This window comes from Virgibacillus sp. LDC1 (genome assembly GCF_025792345.1).
GTDB lineage: Bacteria > Bacillota > Bacilli > Paenibacillales > Paenibacillaceae > Paenibacillus_AQ > Paenibacillus_AQ lautus.
Genome location: NZ_JAOXLZ010000001.1, coordinates 3,668,622 through 3,687,768 on the forward strand (window position 1 = coordinate 3,668,622; position 19,147 = coordinate 3,687,768).

Consider the following 19,147-nt stretch of genomic DNA (forward strand, 5'->3'; position numbering starts at 1 on the left):
GCTGCTTCGCTGTCGTTGTTTAGTGATATAATGAAAGCTGCTATCATTTTTTGATGTTAGTCGCGGCGGATCCATCTATATCACACAGAAGAAGGAATGCAACCATGACAAGGCAGCTTATGAAACGATATATCATCCTGATTGCAGGACTATTCTTAATGGGACTTGGCACGGCTCTCGTGACCAAAGCCAATATCGGAACCTCCCCGATTGCCAGCGTACCGTATGTGCTGAGTTTAAAATTCCCCCTCTCCATGGGACTGATGACCATCCTGTTATGCCTGCTGTTTGTAGTGATCCAGGTCCTCCTGCTCGGTAAGCAGTTTCCCAGGATGCAGTACCTGCAAGTGTTTGTCGGTGTTCTGTTTGGCCTGTTTCTGGATATGGGGGCGTATATCGTAAGTTCGCTCAACTTTACGATGTATTTCATGAAAATTTTAGCGTTACTGACGGGATGCATGATTCTGGCGATCGGCATCTATCTTCAAATCATCGCTAATACGATCCTGAACCTGGGTGAAGGCATCGTGAAAGTCATTTCCGAAAAACTAGGTGCCGAATTCGGGAACATCAAGATCATATTCGACTGGACCCTGGTGTCCATCGGTATCGTCATCTCGCTGTTTGCTTTCGGTTCGATTGAAGGCGTACGCGAGGGTACCGTTATTTCGGCTTTTTTGGTTGGCTATTTTATCAAATTGCTGCGCCGGATCATGTTTCGTTGGCGCAGCAAAAGAACCCGGGAAGCGGTGCTTGAACAGAGCCCGTAATTTTCATGAGATAGCCTGTGGTTAAACAATCACCTATTGATTATAATGAGTGGTAAGAGACGAAGAACGTCCCAGCGCATTCCAAATTTGGAGTGAAGCCGGGGCGTTCTTTTTTTATTTAGGGAGGTATGCGGTCGAATGGATTTTCGGAAGGCATATGGGATTTTTATGTATTATCATCTGAGCAACAGGACTGGAGAAAGAAGAGGCCGTCTGGAACGAGGGCATGGTGAGGCCGAAACCTTATTTTGCCAAAAAGTCTGGTGGCCGCTGCGTGGTCACTTTCGCGATTTACATCCACAATTCGAGGTGCTGGATTGGCGCGGACGTTCCTATTACTGCAGCTTCGCTTTCATCACTCCGCATCTGAGACTGATCATTGAGGTTAAACCATTTAGCACGTATACAACCGAGACGGACCGGCAGAAATATTGCGACGAGCTGAATCGGGAAACCTTTTTATCCGCCATGGGGTATCAGGTGATTTCATTTGCTTGCGATGATGTGACCGATCGTCCGGAACTGTGCATCATGCTCCTGCGGAAGGTCCTGAGCCGGTATCTGGCAGAACCACATTCAACAAGCGTATCGTCGGTAACGGAACGCGAAATCATCCGGTTTGCATGCATGCTGGCACGGCCCCTGCGCCCGATTGACGTGAAAACGCATCTGCGACTGAATCATCGTACAGCCCTTCGCTTCCTTCACTCTCTTTGCGATAAGGGTCTGCTGATTCCCGTAACCGGATCGCAAGGCAAACATGTCGTGAAATATAAGCTTCATCCTCGTGCGGCGCAGTGTCTATAACTACTACAGCGGAGGCATCTCGAACAGCAAGGCTCGCACTCTGCCGTAAAACAAACAAGCTGACCCATCGTTTATGGAGTCAGCTTGTTTTGCGATTCGTTATAGTTCATATGTTGCAGCCCGGCGGTTACACGCCCCTTTTAAACAAAGAGAAAGAGTAAATCGCTGGAGCCGCCACAATCAGTATAATGACAGGAACAATTGCGACGGCAAGATTCACTTTCAGAAACGCCGTCAGGATCATGAACGCTCCGCCTGTCATCCACAGGTACCCGGCAAAACGATGCGTTTTATTCCAATTATCCTGGCTGTTCAGCGTCCAAGGCAGCTTGATGCCCACCGTATAGTTCTGTTTGCTCTTCGGCAAATAATTGCCGGTGACCACGAGGAGCATGCCCACGAGAGCCGGTGCAATCGTCTGGATCGGCAGCTCGGCCCCCATGGCCTTGAACAGCGTGATCGGCATGAGAATGAGAGACAGCGCGGGGATAAGCCATAGACCCATCGTTCTTAAAACCGGGGCGGCGTTCATTTTCTTAGGATCGTTGTTAAGCGCTACATGGACAATGACGTTAATAACCGCCGTAATCAACGGAAGCACAAACGCCGCAACCGCCTTCGACACATAATTATCCGGATTGCCCGCCGCGTCCCAGTGAACAGCCACCTGCTCAGGCAATTGGCTGTACACTGTCATCGATAAAATAATCGGCAACAAGCATATCAGCGTTGTTATAACCAGCATTGAACTATTCTTTTTCCTCATCTTGTTTCCCCCCGTTAAATTGTGAAAACCACAGCATGATTTCTTCGAAGACGGACACGTTGATCTCATAGTAAACATAATTTTTATATTTTGTTTCAAATATCAGTCCGGCCTTCTTCAGCTGTGACAAATGATACGAAATGGTCGCCCCGGTCATATCGAAATGCTGACCGATCTCACCGGCTGACATTTTGCCGCGTTTGAGCATAACCAGGATGTCCCGTCTCACCGGATCAGATAACGCCTTGAATGTTTCCGGAAACCCCAATGTGCATCACCAGATTTCTATTTAGAATTTCATCTAAATACATTATCTCTCATTCCTGCACCGAAATGCAATACCTATTTTGAAAAAAGTCTAAATAGAAAGTAAAATGGGCATCCCGACATGCCCAACGCCTTGATCCAAGAAATCGTTGATTTCCTTAAAACAACAAAAGTCCGCCTCGGACCAGCATACGTGCTGATCCTCAGCAGACTAACTTCATGGCTTGTTTATCCAAGCACCTTCTCAAATACCGGAAAGCTTGCCGCTCTTCCCGGGAATTTCACTTCTCCCCGCAGGTCATAACCTAAGCCCTGATACAGCCTGAGCGCCGCCGTATTCTTGGCATAGGTGTCCAATCGAAGACTTCGGTAACCCTCGCGTGCGCCATATTCTTCGGAGAAAGCTACCAATTTTCGCGCAATGCCTTGTCCGTGTGCTTCCGGATCGACAGCAAGGCGATGCATCATCAGATGCGGTCCCTCTACCTGCCTCCAGTTAATGGTCTGGTACTGTTCAGCCTGCGATTCGTCGAGGACAACGATCCCCAAAATACGGCCTTCTCCCTCAGCCGCAAACAACGTTCCACGCTGTAAATCCTCACCGATGACCTCCCGGTTCGGATACTGATCATCCCATTGATCGCTGCCTCCAGCCTGCATGACACTAACGCAGCGTGCAATCAAAGCCATGATTTCTTGAAGGTCCTCTATTCGTCCTGTCCGTATGTTTATATTCATCGATGCACCTACTATTGTTTTTTTAGAACAGTTTACTATGATTGGACGACTGTAACAACACGACCGTGAAACTCGATAGCATCCTACCAAATCATTCATTTCGTGGAATAGCACCTTTTATACGTTCCAGTTAGGATGACCATTTATCTAAGCAATGTAAGAGTCACCTCTATCGTATTATTTACGAATGAGCGCTCCGGACGGGATTTCAACATGACGGTCAGCCCAATTAGCGATACGATGAGCGCTTGTGATAAAGCTTTGGCGTTTGTGTCACTCGCAAGCTCGCCCGATTGTATGCCTCGTTCAATGGTTTCTTGAAATATGACCGCCAGGTACATCTGATGCTCCCTTGTGAGAATTTCAAATTTCTCATCATGAGGCGCAAGCTCGACCATCGTATTAATGCAAAAGCATCCTCGGCTGCGGCTTTCGGAATATTCCTCATTAACCACGTTCTCAAAAAAAGCTCGAAACGCCTCTCTAACCGTTCGATGGTTTTGCAGCCTGGTTCGCACCTCGGAAGCATGCGACCTCGTATATTTGCGCAGAGCGGTTTCAAACAGTTCCTTTTTGTCTCCAAAGGCAGAGTATATACTTGGCCGCTGAATGCCCATTCTGGAAGTCAAATCGCTCAATGAGGTAGCCTCATATCCCTTCTCCCAAAATAGCTGCATTGCGGCATCTAATACGTTCTCTTCATCAAATTCGCGGATTCGCCCCATAATGAATTACCTCTCGTTACTTTTTATTTTTAGGAAACTCCATGATCACAACTGCATGTAAACAGCTTATTTTATTACCAATCAGTATAATTAATTTTATGATGTACCGATGCTCTTGTCAAATAACGATTTTCTTTCTATGTCAGGATAAAACCAACATAATAGATGTCATCCTAATCGTCAAAAATAAACGTGTTGACACGGCATGAGTTTATAAGATATATTTATCGGGAAATTTACCATACTGATCAGTACATAAAAAATGAAAGGGTTGAATATACAAAAATGGAGGATATTACAGAAAAGGTAGCGGTCAAAAACGACACAGGGGCGAATGCGTTACAGGTGACGGTGACCTCGACCGAATCCGTTCATCGTACTCCCCTGACTCGTAACGTTACGTTATTGTTTGCGATTGCTTGCGGTATGTCGGTTGCCAATATCTACTTCGCACAGCCGCTGCTCGATCAACTATCGAACGAGTTCAACATGGACTATTCCATCATCGGAATTCTGATTACCGTCACACAGGTCTTTTATGCATTGGGCCTGCTGCTGCTGGTGCCTCTGGGGGATTTGCTGAACCAGCGCCGATTGATTATCGGTCAGATGGTAATCTCCATAATGGCTCTGGTTATCGTTGGTACTGCTTCCTCCGGCACGATGCTCTTCGCAGGTTTGGCTTTGGTCGGATTGCTTGCCGTTGTAACGCAAACCATTGTGGCGTTCGCTGCTGCCATAGCTGCCCCTGCTGAGAGAGGGCGTGCCGTAGGTATGGTAACCAGCGGAATTGTGATTGGCATCCTTCTTGCGCGAACCATTTCAGGGGTTTTGAAGGATCTTGCAGGGTGGCGTTCGGTTTATCTGGTGTCTGCCGTGTTGATGCTGCTGATGGTTTACGCATTATATAAGGTGCTGCCAAATGTTGAGCGTAAGGTAAAGACTCTTTCCTATTCTCAACTGCTAAAGTCGGTACTGATATTGTTCCTGCAAGAACGGTTATTACGGATCCGTGCTGTATTGGCTATGCTGATTTTTACGGCTTTCAGCATTTTGTGGACCCCATTGGTACTGCCCCTGAGCTCGCCACCGCTATCCCTTTCGCACTCGGCTATCGGCGCGTTTGGTCTCGTGGGCGTCGTGGGTGCATTGGCTGCAGCAAAGGCCGGTAAGCTGGCTGATCGGGGTTATGGACAAAGAACGACGGGGATTGCATTGTTCCTGCTATTGCTGTCATGGCTGCCAATCAGCTACACGGAACGGTCGCTGTTCGCCTTGGTCATTGGCATTATTCTGCTGGACTTGGCGGTACAGGCCGTGCATGTTACGAATCAGAGTATGCTTTTTGCATTGCGCCCGAAGGCGCGCAGTCGGATGGTTGGCGGGTACATGATTTTTTATTCCATCGGAAGTGCTGCCGGTTCCATTGCTTCAACCCATATTTACGCACACTTCGGCTGGAGTGGGGTATGCGTGCTCGGGGCCTCTGTCAGTGCTGTTGCTCTTGTATTTTGGGCTGTGACCAAAGGTACTGTGGCACCCGTAATTAAATAAAGCTTATGACCTATACGTGTTAAAAATCTTAAAGGAGAGATTCCCCATGGAGATAGGTATTACTTCGTTTGTAGCGGCAAATCGGATGTTCACACCGGTGAAGTGATGAGTCACGGACAGCGATTAGAGAGGTGGTTGAGAAGATGATCCCTGCCGATGAGGTGGGGACTGGATGTGTTTCTCTATATATAGTTATGGATGCTTTTCCTCAGAATAGCAAAAGACACGCCGTATGGCGTGCCTTCATCAAGCTTTCCTTATGGTGTTTTTCCCCAGGATCACCTCGCCTGTCGTCTTATTCCAGGACATCGGAATGCCTAGCTGTGATGTAATCAACTCCAATGGAAACATGCTCGTATTGGCCAGAAATGGAACGCTGACGTCATCACGTGTCACCTTTCCGTTCACCAATGCAACTGCGGGATCTACCGGACTTAATCGATACGGTATTCCTTCCATTAGAGAAAAACCATACTGGAAAGGAAAAACTAGCATACCGATCTGATAGCTTTTCAAATCCTTGCTAGAGTAAGCCTACGTCTGTTGAAACAAGGTTGCCGTGACCTGGCAGTCCGCGCACAGGAACATATAATATATGCCTTCCCCATACTCCTCAATCTGTTCCCAATCCAGCTGCCCAATGAATGTCATGCTATAGGAACAACAGGAGCAGGTAGGATATACGGCGTCCTGAATCCAAGCCGGGTAGCCGCCGATTTGCGAAACCGCCGGACCGAGCGTCCAATAGGCCACATAATAGCTGTTGCGAGGATGGTCCGCAAGCCGTAAGGACCGCGCCGCCGCTGCATAGCTTCTATCATCCTCCTCGGAATCAGGTTCCGGTACATAACCCTGTCTACTATTGGCTTGGCTCCAGTTGGATTCCCCATGGAAATCCACATCCATATAGATCGTATCGTAACAGCTGCAGGTCACGCAGGTGCTCACACGCAGCCTATCTCCAGACAATCCAAGGAATCGAAGCTTCGGGTGGCTGATGTCCAGATCCGTCAGGGTGGTCAGGCGACGCCCGCACCATGGACAGAGCGCGGAATTCTCCTTCAAAAATTGTGCGGGTTCGTGTTCCGCTATCCATGTGCTTTCGGACAGCACCCTTTTCTCTATGGCGAAGCTTTCATTGAAAAATAACCGGCGCTTGCCCCCATTCTCCGTAAGCTCCCAGCCCCCCTCATGCGCATAAGCTTCAGGCGGGACATATAGTTCCTCCGCCCAGGATGGAGGATCTGACCTCCATTCTTGAAATTGGTGCACAACCTGATCATCTCCGATCCAAGCCAGGGCAAGCAGCAGATGGTTGCGATGATCGCTGTCCTGCTCTACTTGTTGCAGCAGCTCGTCCCGGCTCCGGGCAGAGGCATCCTTGAACAGAATGCCGGGGTAATAGATACTACGTTCCAGCAATGTTGGTATGCAGGCTTCAAGCGACTTGTTCTGATAGCAGATCAGGGACACAAGAATTTCCTGACAGGTGTCCTCATCGCCCGCTTCCAGCAGATCAAGGGCAAAATTCAGCATGCGTTCGGCCTCGCCTGGAGATAACGCCGAATATACCTCTTCTCTTTTCTGCGGATAGGGAATATATCGAATCAATGGATCCCGCTTCAGCGGGGCATGCATGATCTTAAGGACCTCTACGGGATCTGTAATCCCTTCGTATAAGTTGATGTCTCTCCGATTTTGTTCTATGTAACGCTGCCGTTCCTTACGCTCCATCTGCTGCTTGCACGGCATGCAATAACCGCCGGTCTTGGCCGCGGTTGCCGGTAGTATCGTTGCGGAACAGCCTTCGCTTCGACATGGCAGCCGTTCTGTCATGCTAGCCCCTCCTTATTGAGTGTGAGTCAAATCAGCTCGATTTCGGCCCAGTCATACTCATGGCCATCCATCCTTTCTATTAACTATAGCTTTCTTTTCATTCCCATATCAACAAGGAGCTCTTTGAATCTACCAATGACCGGCAGGCATTTGGCTTCTTGCATATAAGGGAGCGAAATGACCGGAAGTCTTATAGCATCTCCATGGAGTTGTGCGCACTGCTACCTGTGCGAACCGTGCGTTGCTTGGGACATGCTCTAGATGTTCCCCTTTCAGATCGATCACGGTGTGTATTGTGAACAGCATACTCTTTTGTGTATATACTCTTAACGGCAGGAATCGGTTGGTGCATTGTTAAGCTCTCTCAACTCAGCGATTGCCCGAACCCTGTTCGCCACGTAGGATGTAGCGGCTGCCAGCCGTACTCCATCCGGGCTTTGGCGTTCGAAGCGCCGCGTTCGCCGCGCTTGCTCCCCGCTTGATATGCTGGAGATGGCGCTTGCAGCGCTTCGGCATACACCGGCAGCCATACCGTTCCCGCAGCAGGCTCATCATCTACGATATTAACCGGACCCGCCGGCCAGTCCAATGCCTGCAGAGCGGCATTCGCCGCATCCTCGATATGGAGAAATGATATAACGCCGTCCGTTGCCGGAAGAGCTCGAGTTCGTACCTTTTCCGCCATGACCCCGTTGGCGTCGTACCACGTGCCGGGACCGTAGAACATGCCGTACCTTAGAATGACGTGGTTTGGCATTTGGACAACGGCATGTTCCAGCGATATGATACCGTCTATCGTGGACTTGCGAGGTGCAGGCGCCTGGATATCCAGGGGGGCGTCTTCGGCGGCGGGATGCTCCCCCGGCTCGTATGCCCAGGCAATGCTCTGGGCAATCATTCGTGTAACGCCATGGATCTGCGCGGCTTCTACCAGATGGCGGGTACCCTCCATCCGAATCCTCGCATTATCTTCCAGATTCCATTGGCTTAACGAAGTGAGCTGATGGATAACGACATCCGGCCGTACTTCCCCGATCGCAGCTATCATCCCTTGTCGATCAAAGGCATCCGCCACGATCGCTCTTGCTCCCCATGATTCGATCAACCCTTTCCGCTGAGGATTGTGGGTCATGCCTGTAACTTCATGACCGGCTTGCACCAGTTTGGGAAGCAACCGCTGGCCGATCACTCCGGTGGAGCCCGCTACGAATATCTTCATAAATGATAACCTCCCGCGTACTCGATATAAAATGAATGTGGACCTTCGGGATTGAAAGACGTTAGAAGGGCCGTGGTCCCATTGGATATTGGCGGCTTGACAGTTCTTATCTTAGCATGATGGAAAGGCATCCTTAAGGGCCACTTTTCATCGGGAAGACCATGCCAATTCATCCGATCGTTAGGTTTGCTCGACAAACGGAATCACTGATTAAGTATGTGCTTTGGACTTGCAATTAGACAAAGCGTACAGGGTACTCGCAGTTTGACAAATGCACAGAGCATCGTAGTTTGACAAGCACGACAAGGCGCACTGTGACATGCGTGGATAGAGCACCCGCCGTTTGATAAGTGCGCACAGTATCGTATTATTACAAGCGCGATAGGATACTCGTATTTTGACAAGCACTAAGCACACGCAGCACTCGAGTTCGACAAGCGCGTTAGCAACCGCTGCCAGTGAACAAAGCATTTACTTAGACAAGTGCACCGTAGTTACAAGCATGACAGAGCGCGCAGCACCCGAGTTCGACAAGTGCGTTAGCACCCGCTGTCAGTGAACAAAGCATTTACTTAGACTCGAAAGAGCGCGCAGCACTCGCATTCTTCGTTCAACGCAAAAACGCACCACATCAAGTGGTACGTTTTTGGGAACCAGCCTTCTCCTGTCATTACTCTTGGTCTATTACATCACTTACTGATACATGCATGCGGCTGTGCAGCTGCTGGCACTCCGGCTGATCGCACACGCCATAGAAGGTAGCGATTCGATTGGTATCCACCGTATCGATTTGAGCATTGCAATGCCTGCACAAGATGACACCCATATTCACCCTTTTAACAGAATTGTCCATACTTCACTCATCCTTTCTTGGTATCAGATTGTGTTCGAACTTCCCGCCATCAGCTTCCTGATCATTTACAGACCGAACCTCCATTCTCGCTTCAAACTCTTCTGGTTTCAACTCACCTCCAATTATGCATTTTTAATAATCATCTCATGTTATTAATGTACAATATAAATAAATAATACACAATATATATTCGTAAAATAGTCTAATTTCGTTATATATGACGTCATATTTATGGGGGCAACATAAAAAAACCACTCTCGATCGTAACGGAAAGCGGTTCATGGCCTAAATTTGCAAATATCACGCCAGCATATGCTTTTTTAATCAATTGGAAGAACTATATCGCTGTTAAGCATAGCCTGAAAGCAATACCTATTGCTAAACCCGCAAAACACGAGTTATACTAGCCATCATAAGGACGTGAAGAACACGCCGCTTCTACGCAAAGTGCCCCAATGAAGGATTGGGGTTGCATTGTATGGGGCGGCTTTTTTATTGTCTAGCGCAATCGCATTCCATCTATTACTAAGGAGGGAAACTGGTCATGTCACGGTTTGATCAACAATATGAGCTCTGGATTCACACCAATATCTTGAATGAAAAGAATCCCCGCAGGCTCGAAATCCTTCATAAAGGGTTAGGCCACGGCACCGTAGAGTTCCTGCGCTCGGTATGGTTTTCGGCGATCGGTAATTTCAATGACTTGCATCCGGAATGGGAAGTACGCGATTTCAGCAATGGTTATCGTTATTTGGACCTTGCCTATATGCCCGGTGATGGGAGAGGAGGCATCGAAATCCAAGGATATGGACCACATGCCCGCGATCTGGACGTCAGAAGGTTTAAGGATTTATGCCGCCGTCACTGCTTATTGGCACTGGATGGTTGGACATTCCTTCCCATTGCCTACCCCTCCATCGTCGATGAGCCAAAACAATGCCAGCAGCTCATCTTATCCTTCGTCGGCAGGTTTGTAGCGTCGGATGTGCCTGCGTCCTTAAGTTGGCTGGAAGCAGAAGCTGTCCGATTTGCGCGACGATTGCTGCGCCCGATAACCCCATTAGAACTCGCGAATCATCTTAGGGTGAGTGACCGGCACACCCGGCGCTTATTGCATAAACTGGTCGAGCTCCAGATTCTGGACATAGCAAGCGGAAAACAACGAGCTCGTACCTATAAACTGCGCTTGTAATGGCAGTCACTGACGGGAGCATGAATCAGTTCTTGCAGGTACTGCAGATATTGCAGTTCTTGCAGTTCTTGCAGATATTGAAGGTATTGCAGTATCCGGAGACGAATGTTAGTTACACTAAGCGGACATCAGATACGTTATTTCGAAAAAAACAGCCACTTTAGCCGAACTTCTGGACTCAGAATCCGCTATCTACTATAAATACCACGATTAACAGCCATTTTCTATGTAATAGCGGATCTGGTGTCCTCATTTAACCCCAAACCCATCATTCGAGACTTCATAGCGGAACCTCTGTCCTCAAACGTTGCAACAGTCAGCCAAAAACGAGCCATTATCTACAAACTCCGCGTCTAATGGCAGTACTGACGGGAGCATGCAACATCCTTGGAGATATTGCAGGTCCTGCAGTTCTTGCATTCTTGCAGTTCTTGCAGTTCTTGCAGTTCTTGCAGGTCCTGCAGTTCTTGCAGTTCTTACAGATACCCAAGAAACGAATATTAGCTACACTAAGTGGACACCAGATCCGTTATATCGAAAAAAACAGCCACTTTAGCCGAACGTCCGGACTCAGAATCCGCTATCTACTATAAATACCACGATTAACAGCCATTTTCTATGTAATAGCGGATCTGGTGTCCTCATATTACCCAAAACCCATCACTCGAGGCGAAATAGCGGAACCTCTGTCCTCAAAACGTTGCAAGAGTCAGTCCAACACGAGCCCGTACCTATCAGCTCCGCTTGTATTGCAGTACTGACGGGAGCATGCAACATCCTTGGAGATATTGCAGGTCCTGCAGTTCTTGCAGTTCTTGCAATCTTGCAGTTCTTGCAGTTCCTGCAGTTCTTGCAGTTCTTGCAGATATTACAAGCATTGCAGGTATTGAGGTATTGAAGTTCTTGCAGATATCCAAGATACAAATAAACAAACTAATGGACACCAGATCCGTTATTCCGAAAAAACAGCCACTTTAGCCGAACTTCCGGACTCAGAATCCGCTATTTACTTTAAATACCACGATTAACAGCCATATTCTATGTAATAGCGGATCTGGTGTCCTCATATTACCCAAAACCCATCACTCGAGACTTCATAGCGGATCCTCTGTCCTCAAACGATCCAACAGTCAACACCCTTATTCAGCGGCCTGGTATTCCTCGGACAAACAAAATCTCAATCTACTAACACAATACAACCATCAATTCAATCTAATTGACCGATGCAATCAGTCCACAAGTCAGTTCCATCGATGGATAAAATCCAATTAATCGATACAATCCGTCCATCAATACATCCTCGTCCTTCGATTCATTCTATCCGTTCGACACAGTAGGTTAATCGTTACAAATCGGACGGGCGGTCGATCCACACAATCCATCCATCAATTCAATTCAATTCAATTCAATCAAATCAAATCAAGTTCAATCCAATCAATTCACCCTTAGAACCAAATAACTAAATCTGTTCATTTGGGCACCATCACCCGGCTTTGTAAGGTAGTCAGCATCTCATCCCAATAGCGCCTCATGATCTCTCTCATATAAACGTCATCCAGCATCTCCTGGTGAATCGCAATGGTCGTGTTTCCCGTTTTCGTGGACAACACATAAATTTGCAGCCGGGATGGGTTGTCCCACTCCTTGCGTTTCCAAGTTAAGCGCAGCTTATGGTAAGGTACGACCACCGTAATTTTGCCGGACACGCCTTCCTTTGACTCATACTCATGCCCGACCTGCAGCTCCAGAGAAGGGACATCTCCGATCCATAAGGGCAGTCCCTCAGAAGACATGAGGAAATCCCAAACTCTCTCTTCGTCACGGCCATCGTCTTTCTGACCCCGATCTGCACCCCGGCATCTTTGGATACGCCGACCGGCACACGCCCCATGATCTGCTCATACATGACAGCGATCCATTCGCCCCATTCATCGGATATCCGATGCTGCTCAACGATATGGTTTCGGATCTGCTCGTGTGACCAGAGCGGACCCACTTCCTGCCCAAGGACCACGATCCATTCTTCCCACGAACGTTCCGTTGCCTTCATCACTTCTTGTTTAAAAATCGTGCCTGCCATCGTGCTCTCTCCTCCCTGACGCTATCTGATGGAGTTTATTATATAATACAAACACTGACAAAGAAGGTCAGTGTTTATGCTTAGGATTGATAATATTTTAATAGGGACTCCGCAATGTCGATCATGCCTGATTTCAGTTCCTCGGGCCCGATGATTCGAATCTTCCCGCCAAACGACAAAAGGTAGTAGGCAACTTGCGTGTATAACGTATGCTCATCCAGCCTGAACACCGCATCCTCCGCCGTACGTTCGACGAGGGCTTGACTGAGCAGCCAGTGCGCGCATAGATCGTCCAAAGCTTGAGGGATCCCTTGGATATGCACGGAAACCAAATGAGGATTGGATTCGGTACCTTGCCCCGACAGTAAGCTCTCCAATACATACTCCCGCGGGGAAAACGGCGTCGGACGTTCAAACGTGTTGTCGGTATGCCGGATATCGCTCATACGGTCGACACGGAAACAGCGAATTTCACCGCGCAAATGGCAATAGCCCACCGCATACCATTTGCTTTTCCAATGGACGAGCCCATATGGATCTATGGTACGCGTTTGCCTGACACCGTCATAGCCTGTTGCGTAATCGATTACCAGACTGGTTTGCCGGTCGATCCCCGCCTCGATCTCATGCAGCATGGAGGTAAGCCCGGATGCTGCGGGCGGATGGATGGCCTCGATGCTGCTTTCGTGGCGCTCCAAACGCTCCAGCTGCTCCGGATTCGTATATCGTTTTATTTTGGAAACGGCTCGATGGAGCGGATCGATGGACGGATACCCCGCTTCCCGTGCGAATGCGGCTGCATGAAGAAGCGCCTTTTGCTCATCGGCATCAAAAAACAGGGGCTCCAGCTTGATATGTTCAGGAATGTAGTACCCTCCATCGCGTCCAATCTCCGAAATGACGGGTACACCCGAAATGCACAGGGCATCGATATTCCGGTAAATCGTTCGGATATGCACGCCCAGTTCCTCCGATAGCTGTTTTGCCGTGATTCTTTTTCGCGATTTCAGCAGCCATAGAATAGCCAGCATATTATCGGCTTTAGACATCGTATGCAGCAGCCCTTCCCTTGGAATTCATATATGTGATCACATTATATATCACTTCCTAGTAGAAGGTTTAGAGATTTCTTCCTGCTATAATCCGGATGTTGATCACCGCTTCCCCTCATTCCGATGAGAAAAGCCGACCCTCTGCAGGATCGGCTAGTCAATGAGTACCATCGTGCGGCGGCACTGCTCCCTGTGTCAGCACGGTGTGGTCCGGGGGCATGCTTGGATGGCTGTCTATATCCTTGAATGATGCCTTGCTTCATCTGCTGTCATAATCATGCCCCGCCGTGAATGATGACTTTTCCTCAATGATCATGGTCCACCGTGATGACAACGCTGCCCCTCTTGCGTCCTTCATCTACGTACCGGTGCGCCTCAGCCATTTGCTCCAATGCATACCTTCTGTCGATGACCGGCTTGATCTTCCCTTTTCCAAGCAGCTCCGCAAGCAATCTCAGATCCTCCATCAGCACCTTGGCCACCCCTTGCCCTTCAACGGTTACATAGCTCCCGCCCGGGGTGAGCAAATGCTTGCATCTGGATTTCGGCAGTTTACCGACCGCATCCAGGATGATGTCGTATCGCGCTCCGCTTGTGGTCAAATCCTCTTTTGTATAATCAATGACCTGATCGGCTCCGAGCGACCTCACCAGCCCCACATTCACGGTACTGCAAACGCCGGTAACAACTGTTCCATAGTGCTGCTTAGCAAGCTGTACGGCTAACGTCCCCACCGCACCGGACGCTCCATAAATCAGAACCTTGTGCCCCTGCCGGATGTTCCCTTTTCTAAGAAAATGCAGGGCCGTCGTTCCTCCGAAAGATACGGCGGCGGCATCGTCATAAGTCACATGATCGGGCTTCATCAGCAAAAATGAGTCTTCGCGCATGCAGATATACTGGGCATACGTACCGAATCGCATTCCCCTGAATGCCAAGACCTGATCGCCTACCTTGAACCGCGTAACATCCTTGCCTATTGCTTCTACTTCCCCTGCCAGCTCCACCCCGAGTATCGGTTGTCTTGGCTTTCTCAGACCCAGCACCAATCGCATGGGAATCTTATACACAAGAGGACTGCGTAATCCCCGTACTCGGCAATCCCCCGAATTGACGGTGGTGGCGTAAATTTTGATCCGAATTTCGCGCTCTTTTGGGATAGGCTTCTCTACCTCTTGCAGCTTTAACACAGCCGGTGATCCATAAGCGGTGCATACCATTGCTTTCATGGGTTTCCTCCAAACCTGCATTTGCAATCAGTATATCTGCCGTCAGGTACTGGAACATAGATACTTAAGTATGGTTTTCTCATGAACAGCGATATCGGAAGGGAGATAGCTATCGATGAATATCCATTCTGCGACCGACCGTCAGTCACTTACAGTAAACCCAGCTCTCGTGCGCGCGCTACAGCTTCGGTACGGCGCATGGCCTGAAGTTTATCGAAAATCATCCGGTTGTGCCCTTTCACAGTGCTGAGGGCAACAAAAAGCCTCTCGCTAATCTGACGATTCGATAGTCCATCGGCAATAAGCTGCAGAACCTCCAATTCCCGCCGGCTAAGCGGCTCAATCAGAGACTCCGCAGGCTGAACAAACCCTGGAACGAATACTGATGTAACTCCACTTTCTAGTCCTTCAACATCAAATGCATGCAGCAGCCGCTCCAGATAATCATGGATGGGCCATAACAGCTTCTGCTCCGGCCCGTCTACAGCTCCTCTTAAGGGCAGCTGCTTCGGTTTGCTCATAGTTGCTACGCTTAGTAACTTCCGCATCAGCTGCCCTTCATCGATAAACAACCGGATGAAACCGCCCGGCTCGCTCATCCCCAGAACCTCCGCCATAATCTGTGCGGCTTTCAGCTTCTCACCATGGGCTTGAAGGGCCAAAGCCTGCAGCACTTTCACTTTGAGCTGCTCGTCCGCCCATCCCTTAACTTCCATATCTGCTCGTAAATGTTCAAGTATTACCAGTGCTGCCGCCGTATCCCCCTGTGCGAGCAGCACTCGGGCTTGGCTGAGCTTGAGATCATACTTCTGGGCAAGCTGCGACGCTGAACGGACATTTCCTTGCTGCAGCATGGCTAGCACTTGTGCCTCGGCAATATGGGGCAGCTGATGCGCGAAATGATGCTGACGGGCGAAGTGAGCCGCCTTGGCTAACATGGCAACCGCTTCGCTCAGCGCTCCCCGTGAAAGCTTCAGCCTTGCGAGAAACACCTCGCAGGCCACGACCCTGTCTGTATGCTCGAACTGCCCGGCCAAGTAGAGGGCCTGCTGCCCATGCTGTTCCGCCGCATCCAGGTCATTCCACTCACGGCATATTCGGGCCAGGCCCAAATACGCTTCGCATGCTGCCGGCAGTGGAGGGTCACCTGCCAAATGCAGAACACGCCGATACGTCTCGGCCGCAGCATATAACTGATTCTCCGCTTCCTGAATGATTCCGAGTCCGAGCGTCGCCATCATGTTGATCATCATGTGCCCAATCTTCTGACTGATGGTTACGGCTTCCTGATACGCCTTGCCAGCCGCGGCCCGATCCCCCTGCAGCTGGTAGGCGTATCCCAGCGTCCATATCGTGGCCGTGCGGACAGGCAGATTATGCGGATTCAAGAATTCCAATGCCCGGCGCGATTCGGCCATGATGGTATCCGGCTGATGTTTACTGACAGCAAGGGTGGCACGTATAGAGGCGATATGCCCTATAAGATCCCGGGTATAATCGCCCTCCGCAGCATGCAGATGAGTCTCGGCGGCTTGAAGTTTAGGTTCGATACCGGTCATTTGGCCGACCATTAACATCGCAGAAGCCTGCATCACGTTTAAAGCGGGCCGTGCATCCAATTCCTCCTTAGGCAAGGAATCCAGCCAATGAAGCACAGGGCCTATCGCTCCACGGAAAACCAGGGGCATCCCCTCCCCTTCAATCAGACGTGCGGCCCGATCCACATCCTGCGCGGCAATCGCATGGTGGAAAGCTTCCAGCAGAAGTTTATGACGTTCATGCCATTCACTTGCACGACGATGCAATTCGGATACATCCCTCTCTCCGCCAACCGCAGAAGTGCCCTTTCGAGATAGACGCTGCCGCAGTGCATCCGTGAACAGGTGGTGATATCGGTACCAGCGCCTCTCCTTGTCGAGCGGAACAATGAATAAGTTAACGCGCTCCAGGTACTCCAGGGTCTCTTGCCCGGAGATGGCGTTCATCGGAGAATCACGAGCTTCGCTCATCAGAACGTATTCGCATAATGAACCGCACAGCCGGTCAAGGATGGAGGTGTACAGCAAAAAATCCTGAATGCCCTCAGGCTGCTGCTGCAGCACTTCTTCGACCAGATAGTCCAGTACATCACGGTGCTTGCCGCCGAAGGATCGGATGAAAGTGGCTGCGTCTTGATGGCCCTGCAAGGACAGCGCCGCTAATTGCAGGCCGGCAATCCAGCCCTCCGTACGGGATTCAAGGAGCGCTGCATCCTCCGCTGACAAATCCAGTCCCATGACGCGTCGCATGAATTCAGAGGTTTCAGCGGATGTGAAGCGCAGGTCCGATGTCCGCACTTCCGTCAACTGGTCTCGGGCACGCAGCCTGGCCAAGGGCAGATCGGGATCGTGGCGGCTGGCGATAACCACATGCATCTGCGGCGGCATCCGCTCAATGAGAAAGCCCAGAGCGCTGTCGATTGGTTTGGAATCCATCACATGGTAATCATCAAGAACCAGAATGAAACGGTCCGGTAGGACCCCGATGTGATTAAGAATGGCCGTGACGATAGCTTCGACCGGCAGAGGAACAGGGGACGGAGTTTGAAGTTTCCTCATGACGCCCTCTCCGATATCAACCCCGATGGTTTGCAGGGCAGCCGCAAGATAAGCCAGGAATCTTGCCGGCTCACGGTCTCCCTCCTCCAATGACAGCCAGGCGACGGGCAGCGGGGAGCCTTCGATCCATTGGCTGAGCAGCGTGGTTTTACCGCAGCCTGCAGAGGCGGAAATCATAGTCAGCTTTCGTTGCAGACGCAGCCCCTCGTTCAAACGCTCAATCAAGCGGGGACGAAGAACAGCCTTGGATCGGGGAGGAGGTATATACAGTTTTGTAGACAAAATAGGCGTGGACATCATAACCCCCGTTATGCCGTCATTGCAGCATTTTTTAACATATATATTATGATAAAATGTTCGACGGCTTCCCGGAATTCCCTCTTGTACGTTAAATCCATTCGCTTAGGGTTTGAGTATCAGAAGCATGATTTGCAGGGTTAGGCATACGATGTATCCGAAATGCTTGAGGCCCTGTAATTGAACCTATCATCCCTATCATTCATGCAAAAGGAGGTTTCAGATGAAAATTCACCATTCGATTCCCTGGCGTGACAATTTGTATCTGTTCAACTATCGAAGCGTACATACAGAGCCGGTGGAATATTTTCATTATCATGAAGGATTGGAGATCCTGTACATTCACGAGGGCGCCGGAAAATATATCGTCAATAATCAAACGTACTCGCTGAAGCCCGGCACCCTGGTGTTGATTAAACCTTTTCAAATTCACCATATTAAAGTCATCGTACCGCCGAATTACATTCGCAGCCTGCTGAAAATCAAAGCGTCCGTCATCGAGCGTTTCCTCACGGCACTCCCACAGCTGACAACCGCTGTTTCACAATTGCTGGAGCATCCGTGGTCCAATCAGGTGTTTCATCTGTCGTCCAAGGATGCCTTATATTTGGAAAATCAGTTTTTGCAGCTGCATGAGATGCTGGCTAGCGTTCCGACCAAGGTTCAGAAGGAAGTTGTCGTCCTGTTTTTATTTCATTTCTTCACCTACTTCAATAGCCATATTTACTCGCCGGATCGCAGCGGGGGCTTCAAGTATCATACAGCCGCTGGTTCGATCGAGCCTGTCGGCGCCATGGTAAGGTGGATTGACAAGCACTATCATCTATCCTTTACGATTAACGAAATGGCTGCAGAGCTTCATTTCTCCCCCAGTTATTTGTCCAAGCTGTTCAAAGAGCAGATGGGCATGACCATCATTGAATATACAAACAACAAGCGTTTGGATGAAGCCAGAACGCTTCTTGGCTTGCCGTCTCTGACAATCGAAGACATCAGTAAACAGACCGGATATAACTACCCCTCGTATTTTATCGCGATGTTCAAAAAAAAGTACGGCATGACGCCCCTTCAGTATCGAATGCAGACGAAATTATGATATTTTCAAGCAGCAATGTGATATTGGGATTGGATTATAATTAGAGCGCTTAAACAATGATTCTGATCC

The 19,147-nt window shown here is 49.5% G+C and carries 18 protein-coding genes; 5 read left to right on the forward strand and 13 right to left on the reverse strand.

From position 1 onward, the window contains the following. Window positions 1-119 precede the first annotated feature (119 nt). Both OHJ21_RS16490 and OHJ21_RS16495 read left to right on the forward strand, forming a co-directional pair. Window positions 120-770, forward strand: coding sequence for a YczE/YyaS/YitT family protein (locus OHJ21_RS16490; protein ID WP_486020569.1), 651 nt, complete (start codon window positions 120-122; stop codon window positions 768-770). A 138-nt stretch (window positions 771-908) separates the two neighbouring features. Next, window positions 909-1,577, forward strand: coding sequence for a hypothetical protein (locus OHJ21_RS16495; protein ID WP_486020570.1), 669 nt, complete (start codon window positions 909-911; stop codon window positions 1,575-1,577). A gap of 127 nt (window positions 1,578-1,704) precedes the next feature. Here the strand turns inward: OHJ21_RS16495 and OHJ21_RS16500 are convergent, their stop codons facing one another. The 4 genes from OHJ21_RS16500 to OHJ21_RS16515 all read right to left on the reverse strand — a co-directional run bounded on the left by OHJ21_RS16500 (window position 1,705) and on the right by OHJ21_RS16515 (window position 4,073). Beyond that, on the reverse strand, window positions 1,705-2,343 hold the full coding sequence (locus OHJ21_RS16500; protein WP_486020571.1) for an SdpI family protein: 639 nt from the start codon (window positions 2,341-2,343) through the stop codon (window positions 1,705-1,707). Next, complete coding sequence (locus OHJ21_RS16505; protein WP_100538664.1) at window positions 2,327-2,611, reverse strand: autorepressor SdpR family transcription factor; 285 nt, start codon at window positions 2,609-2,611, stop codon at window positions 2,327-2,329. The genes OHJ21_RS16500 and OHJ21_RS16505 overlap by 17 nt, the downstream gene beginning before the upstream one ends. 227 nt (window positions 2,612-2,838) lie before the next feature. Then, on the reverse strand, window positions 2,839-3,348 hold the full coding sequence (locus OHJ21_RS16510; RefSeq protein ID WP_100538665.1) for a GNAT family N-acetyltransferase: 510 nt from the start codon (window positions 3,346-3,348) through the stop codon (window positions 2,839-2,841). 143 nt (window positions 3,349-3,491) lie between these two features. Then, window positions 3,492-4,073: a TetR/AcrR family transcriptional regulator gene (locus OHJ21_RS16515; protein ID WP_326119229.1), complete on the reverse strand. Its 582-nt coding sequence runs from the start codon at window positions 4,071-4,073 to the stop codon at window positions 3,492-3,494. A gap of 285 nt (window positions 4,074-4,358) precedes the next feature. Here OHJ21_RS16515 and OHJ21_RS16520 point away from each other — a divergent pair, with 285 nt between their 5' ends. Beyond that, on the forward strand, window positions 4,359-5,627 hold the full coding sequence (locus tag OHJ21_RS16520) for an MFS transporter (RefSeq protein ID WP_486020574.1): 1,269 nt from the start codon (window positions 4,359-4,361) through the stop codon (window positions 5,625-5,627). 246 nt (window positions 5,628-5,873) lie between these two features. Here OHJ21_RS16520 and OHJ21_RS16525 read toward each other — a convergent pair whose 3' ends face one another. The 4 genes from OHJ21_RS16525 to OHJ21_RS16540 form a co-directional block, all read right to left on the reverse strand. Beyond that, window positions 5,874-6,122, reverse strand: coding sequence for a stalk domain-containing protein (locus OHJ21_RS16525; RefSeq protein ID WP_486020575.1), 249 nt, complete (start codon window positions 6,120-6,122; stop codon window positions 5,874-5,876). A 39-nt stretch (window positions 6,123-6,161) separates the two neighbouring features. Further along, window positions 6,162-7,463 carry a DUF1963 domain-containing protein gene (locus OHJ21_RS16530; protein ID WP_486020576.1) on the reverse strand — a complete coding sequence of 434 codons (1,302 nt, stop codon included), beginning with the start codon at window positions 7,461-7,463 and terminating at the stop codon, window positions 6,162-6,164. 364 nt (window positions 7,464-7,827) lie between these two features. Beyond that, window positions 7,828-8,682 (reverse strand): NAD-dependent epimerase/dehydratase family protein, encoded by an 855-nt coding sequence (locus tag OHJ21_RS16535; RefSeq protein WP_486020578.1) that lies wholly within the window; start codon window positions 8,680-8,682, stop codon window positions 7,828-7,830. A gap of 670 nt (window positions 8,683-9,352) precedes the next feature. Then, entirely contained in the window at window positions 9,353-9,535 is a 183-nt protein-coding gene (locus OHJ21_RS16540) for a GapA-binding peptide SR1P (protein WP_100538669.1), read from the reverse strand. Window positions 9,536-10,079: 544 nt separating this feature from the next. Between OHJ21_RS16540 and OHJ21_RS16545 the strand changes: the two genes are divergently transcribed. Beyond that, window positions 10,080-10,727, forward strand: a complete 648-nt coding sequence (locus OHJ21_RS16545; RefSeq protein WP_486020579.1) for a transcriptional regulator — start codon at window positions 10,080-10,082, stop codon at window positions 10,725-10,727. 1,469 nt (window positions 10,728-12,196) lie between these two features. Here the strand turns inward: OHJ21_RS16545 and OHJ21_RS16550 are convergent. The 5 genes from OHJ21_RS16550 to OHJ21_RS16570 form a co-directional block, all read right to left on the reverse strand. After that, a complete protein-coding gene (locus OHJ21_RS16550) occupies window positions 12,197-12,493 on the reverse strand; it encodes an SRPBCC domain-containing protein (RefSeq protein ID WP_486021049.1) in 297 nt (98 codons plus the stop codon). Next, complete coding sequence (locus OHJ21_RS16555) at window positions 12,385-12,807, reverse strand: hypothetical protein (protein WP_486021060.1); 423 nt, start codon at window positions 12,805-12,807, stop codon at window positions 12,385-12,387. The genes OHJ21_RS16550 and OHJ21_RS16555 overlap by 109 nt, the downstream gene beginning before the upstream one ends. Window positions 12,808-12,887: 80 nt before the next feature. Beyond that, window positions 12,888-13,856, reverse strand: coding sequence for a helix-turn-helix transcriptional regulator (locus OHJ21_RS16560; RefSeq protein ID WP_326119236.1), 969 nt, complete (start codon window positions 13,854-13,856; stop codon window positions 12,888-12,890). 308 nt (window positions 13,857-14,164) lie between these two features. Further along, window positions 14,165-15,088 (reverse strand): NAD(P)-dependent alcohol dehydrogenase, encoded by a 924-nt coding sequence (locus OHJ21_RS16565; protein ID WP_100538674.1) that lies wholly within the window; start codon window positions 15,086-15,088, stop codon window positions 14,165-14,167. A gap of 149 nt (window positions 15,089-15,237) precedes the next feature. After that, entirely contained in the window at window positions 15,238-17,982 is a 2,745-nt protein-coding gene (locus OHJ21_RS16570; protein ID WP_486020580.1) for a winged helix-turn-helix domain-containing protein, read from the reverse strand. A gap of 223 nt (window positions 17,983-18,205) precedes the next feature. Here OHJ21_RS16570 and OHJ21_RS16575 point away from each other — a divergent pair, with 223 nt between their 5' ends. Next, complete coding sequence (locus OHJ21_RS16575) at window positions 18,206-19,078, forward strand: helix-turn-helix domain-containing protein (protein ID WP_486020581.1); 873 nt, start codon at window positions 18,206-18,208, stop codon at window positions 19,076-19,078. Window positions 19,079-19,147 lie beyond the last annotated feature (69 nt).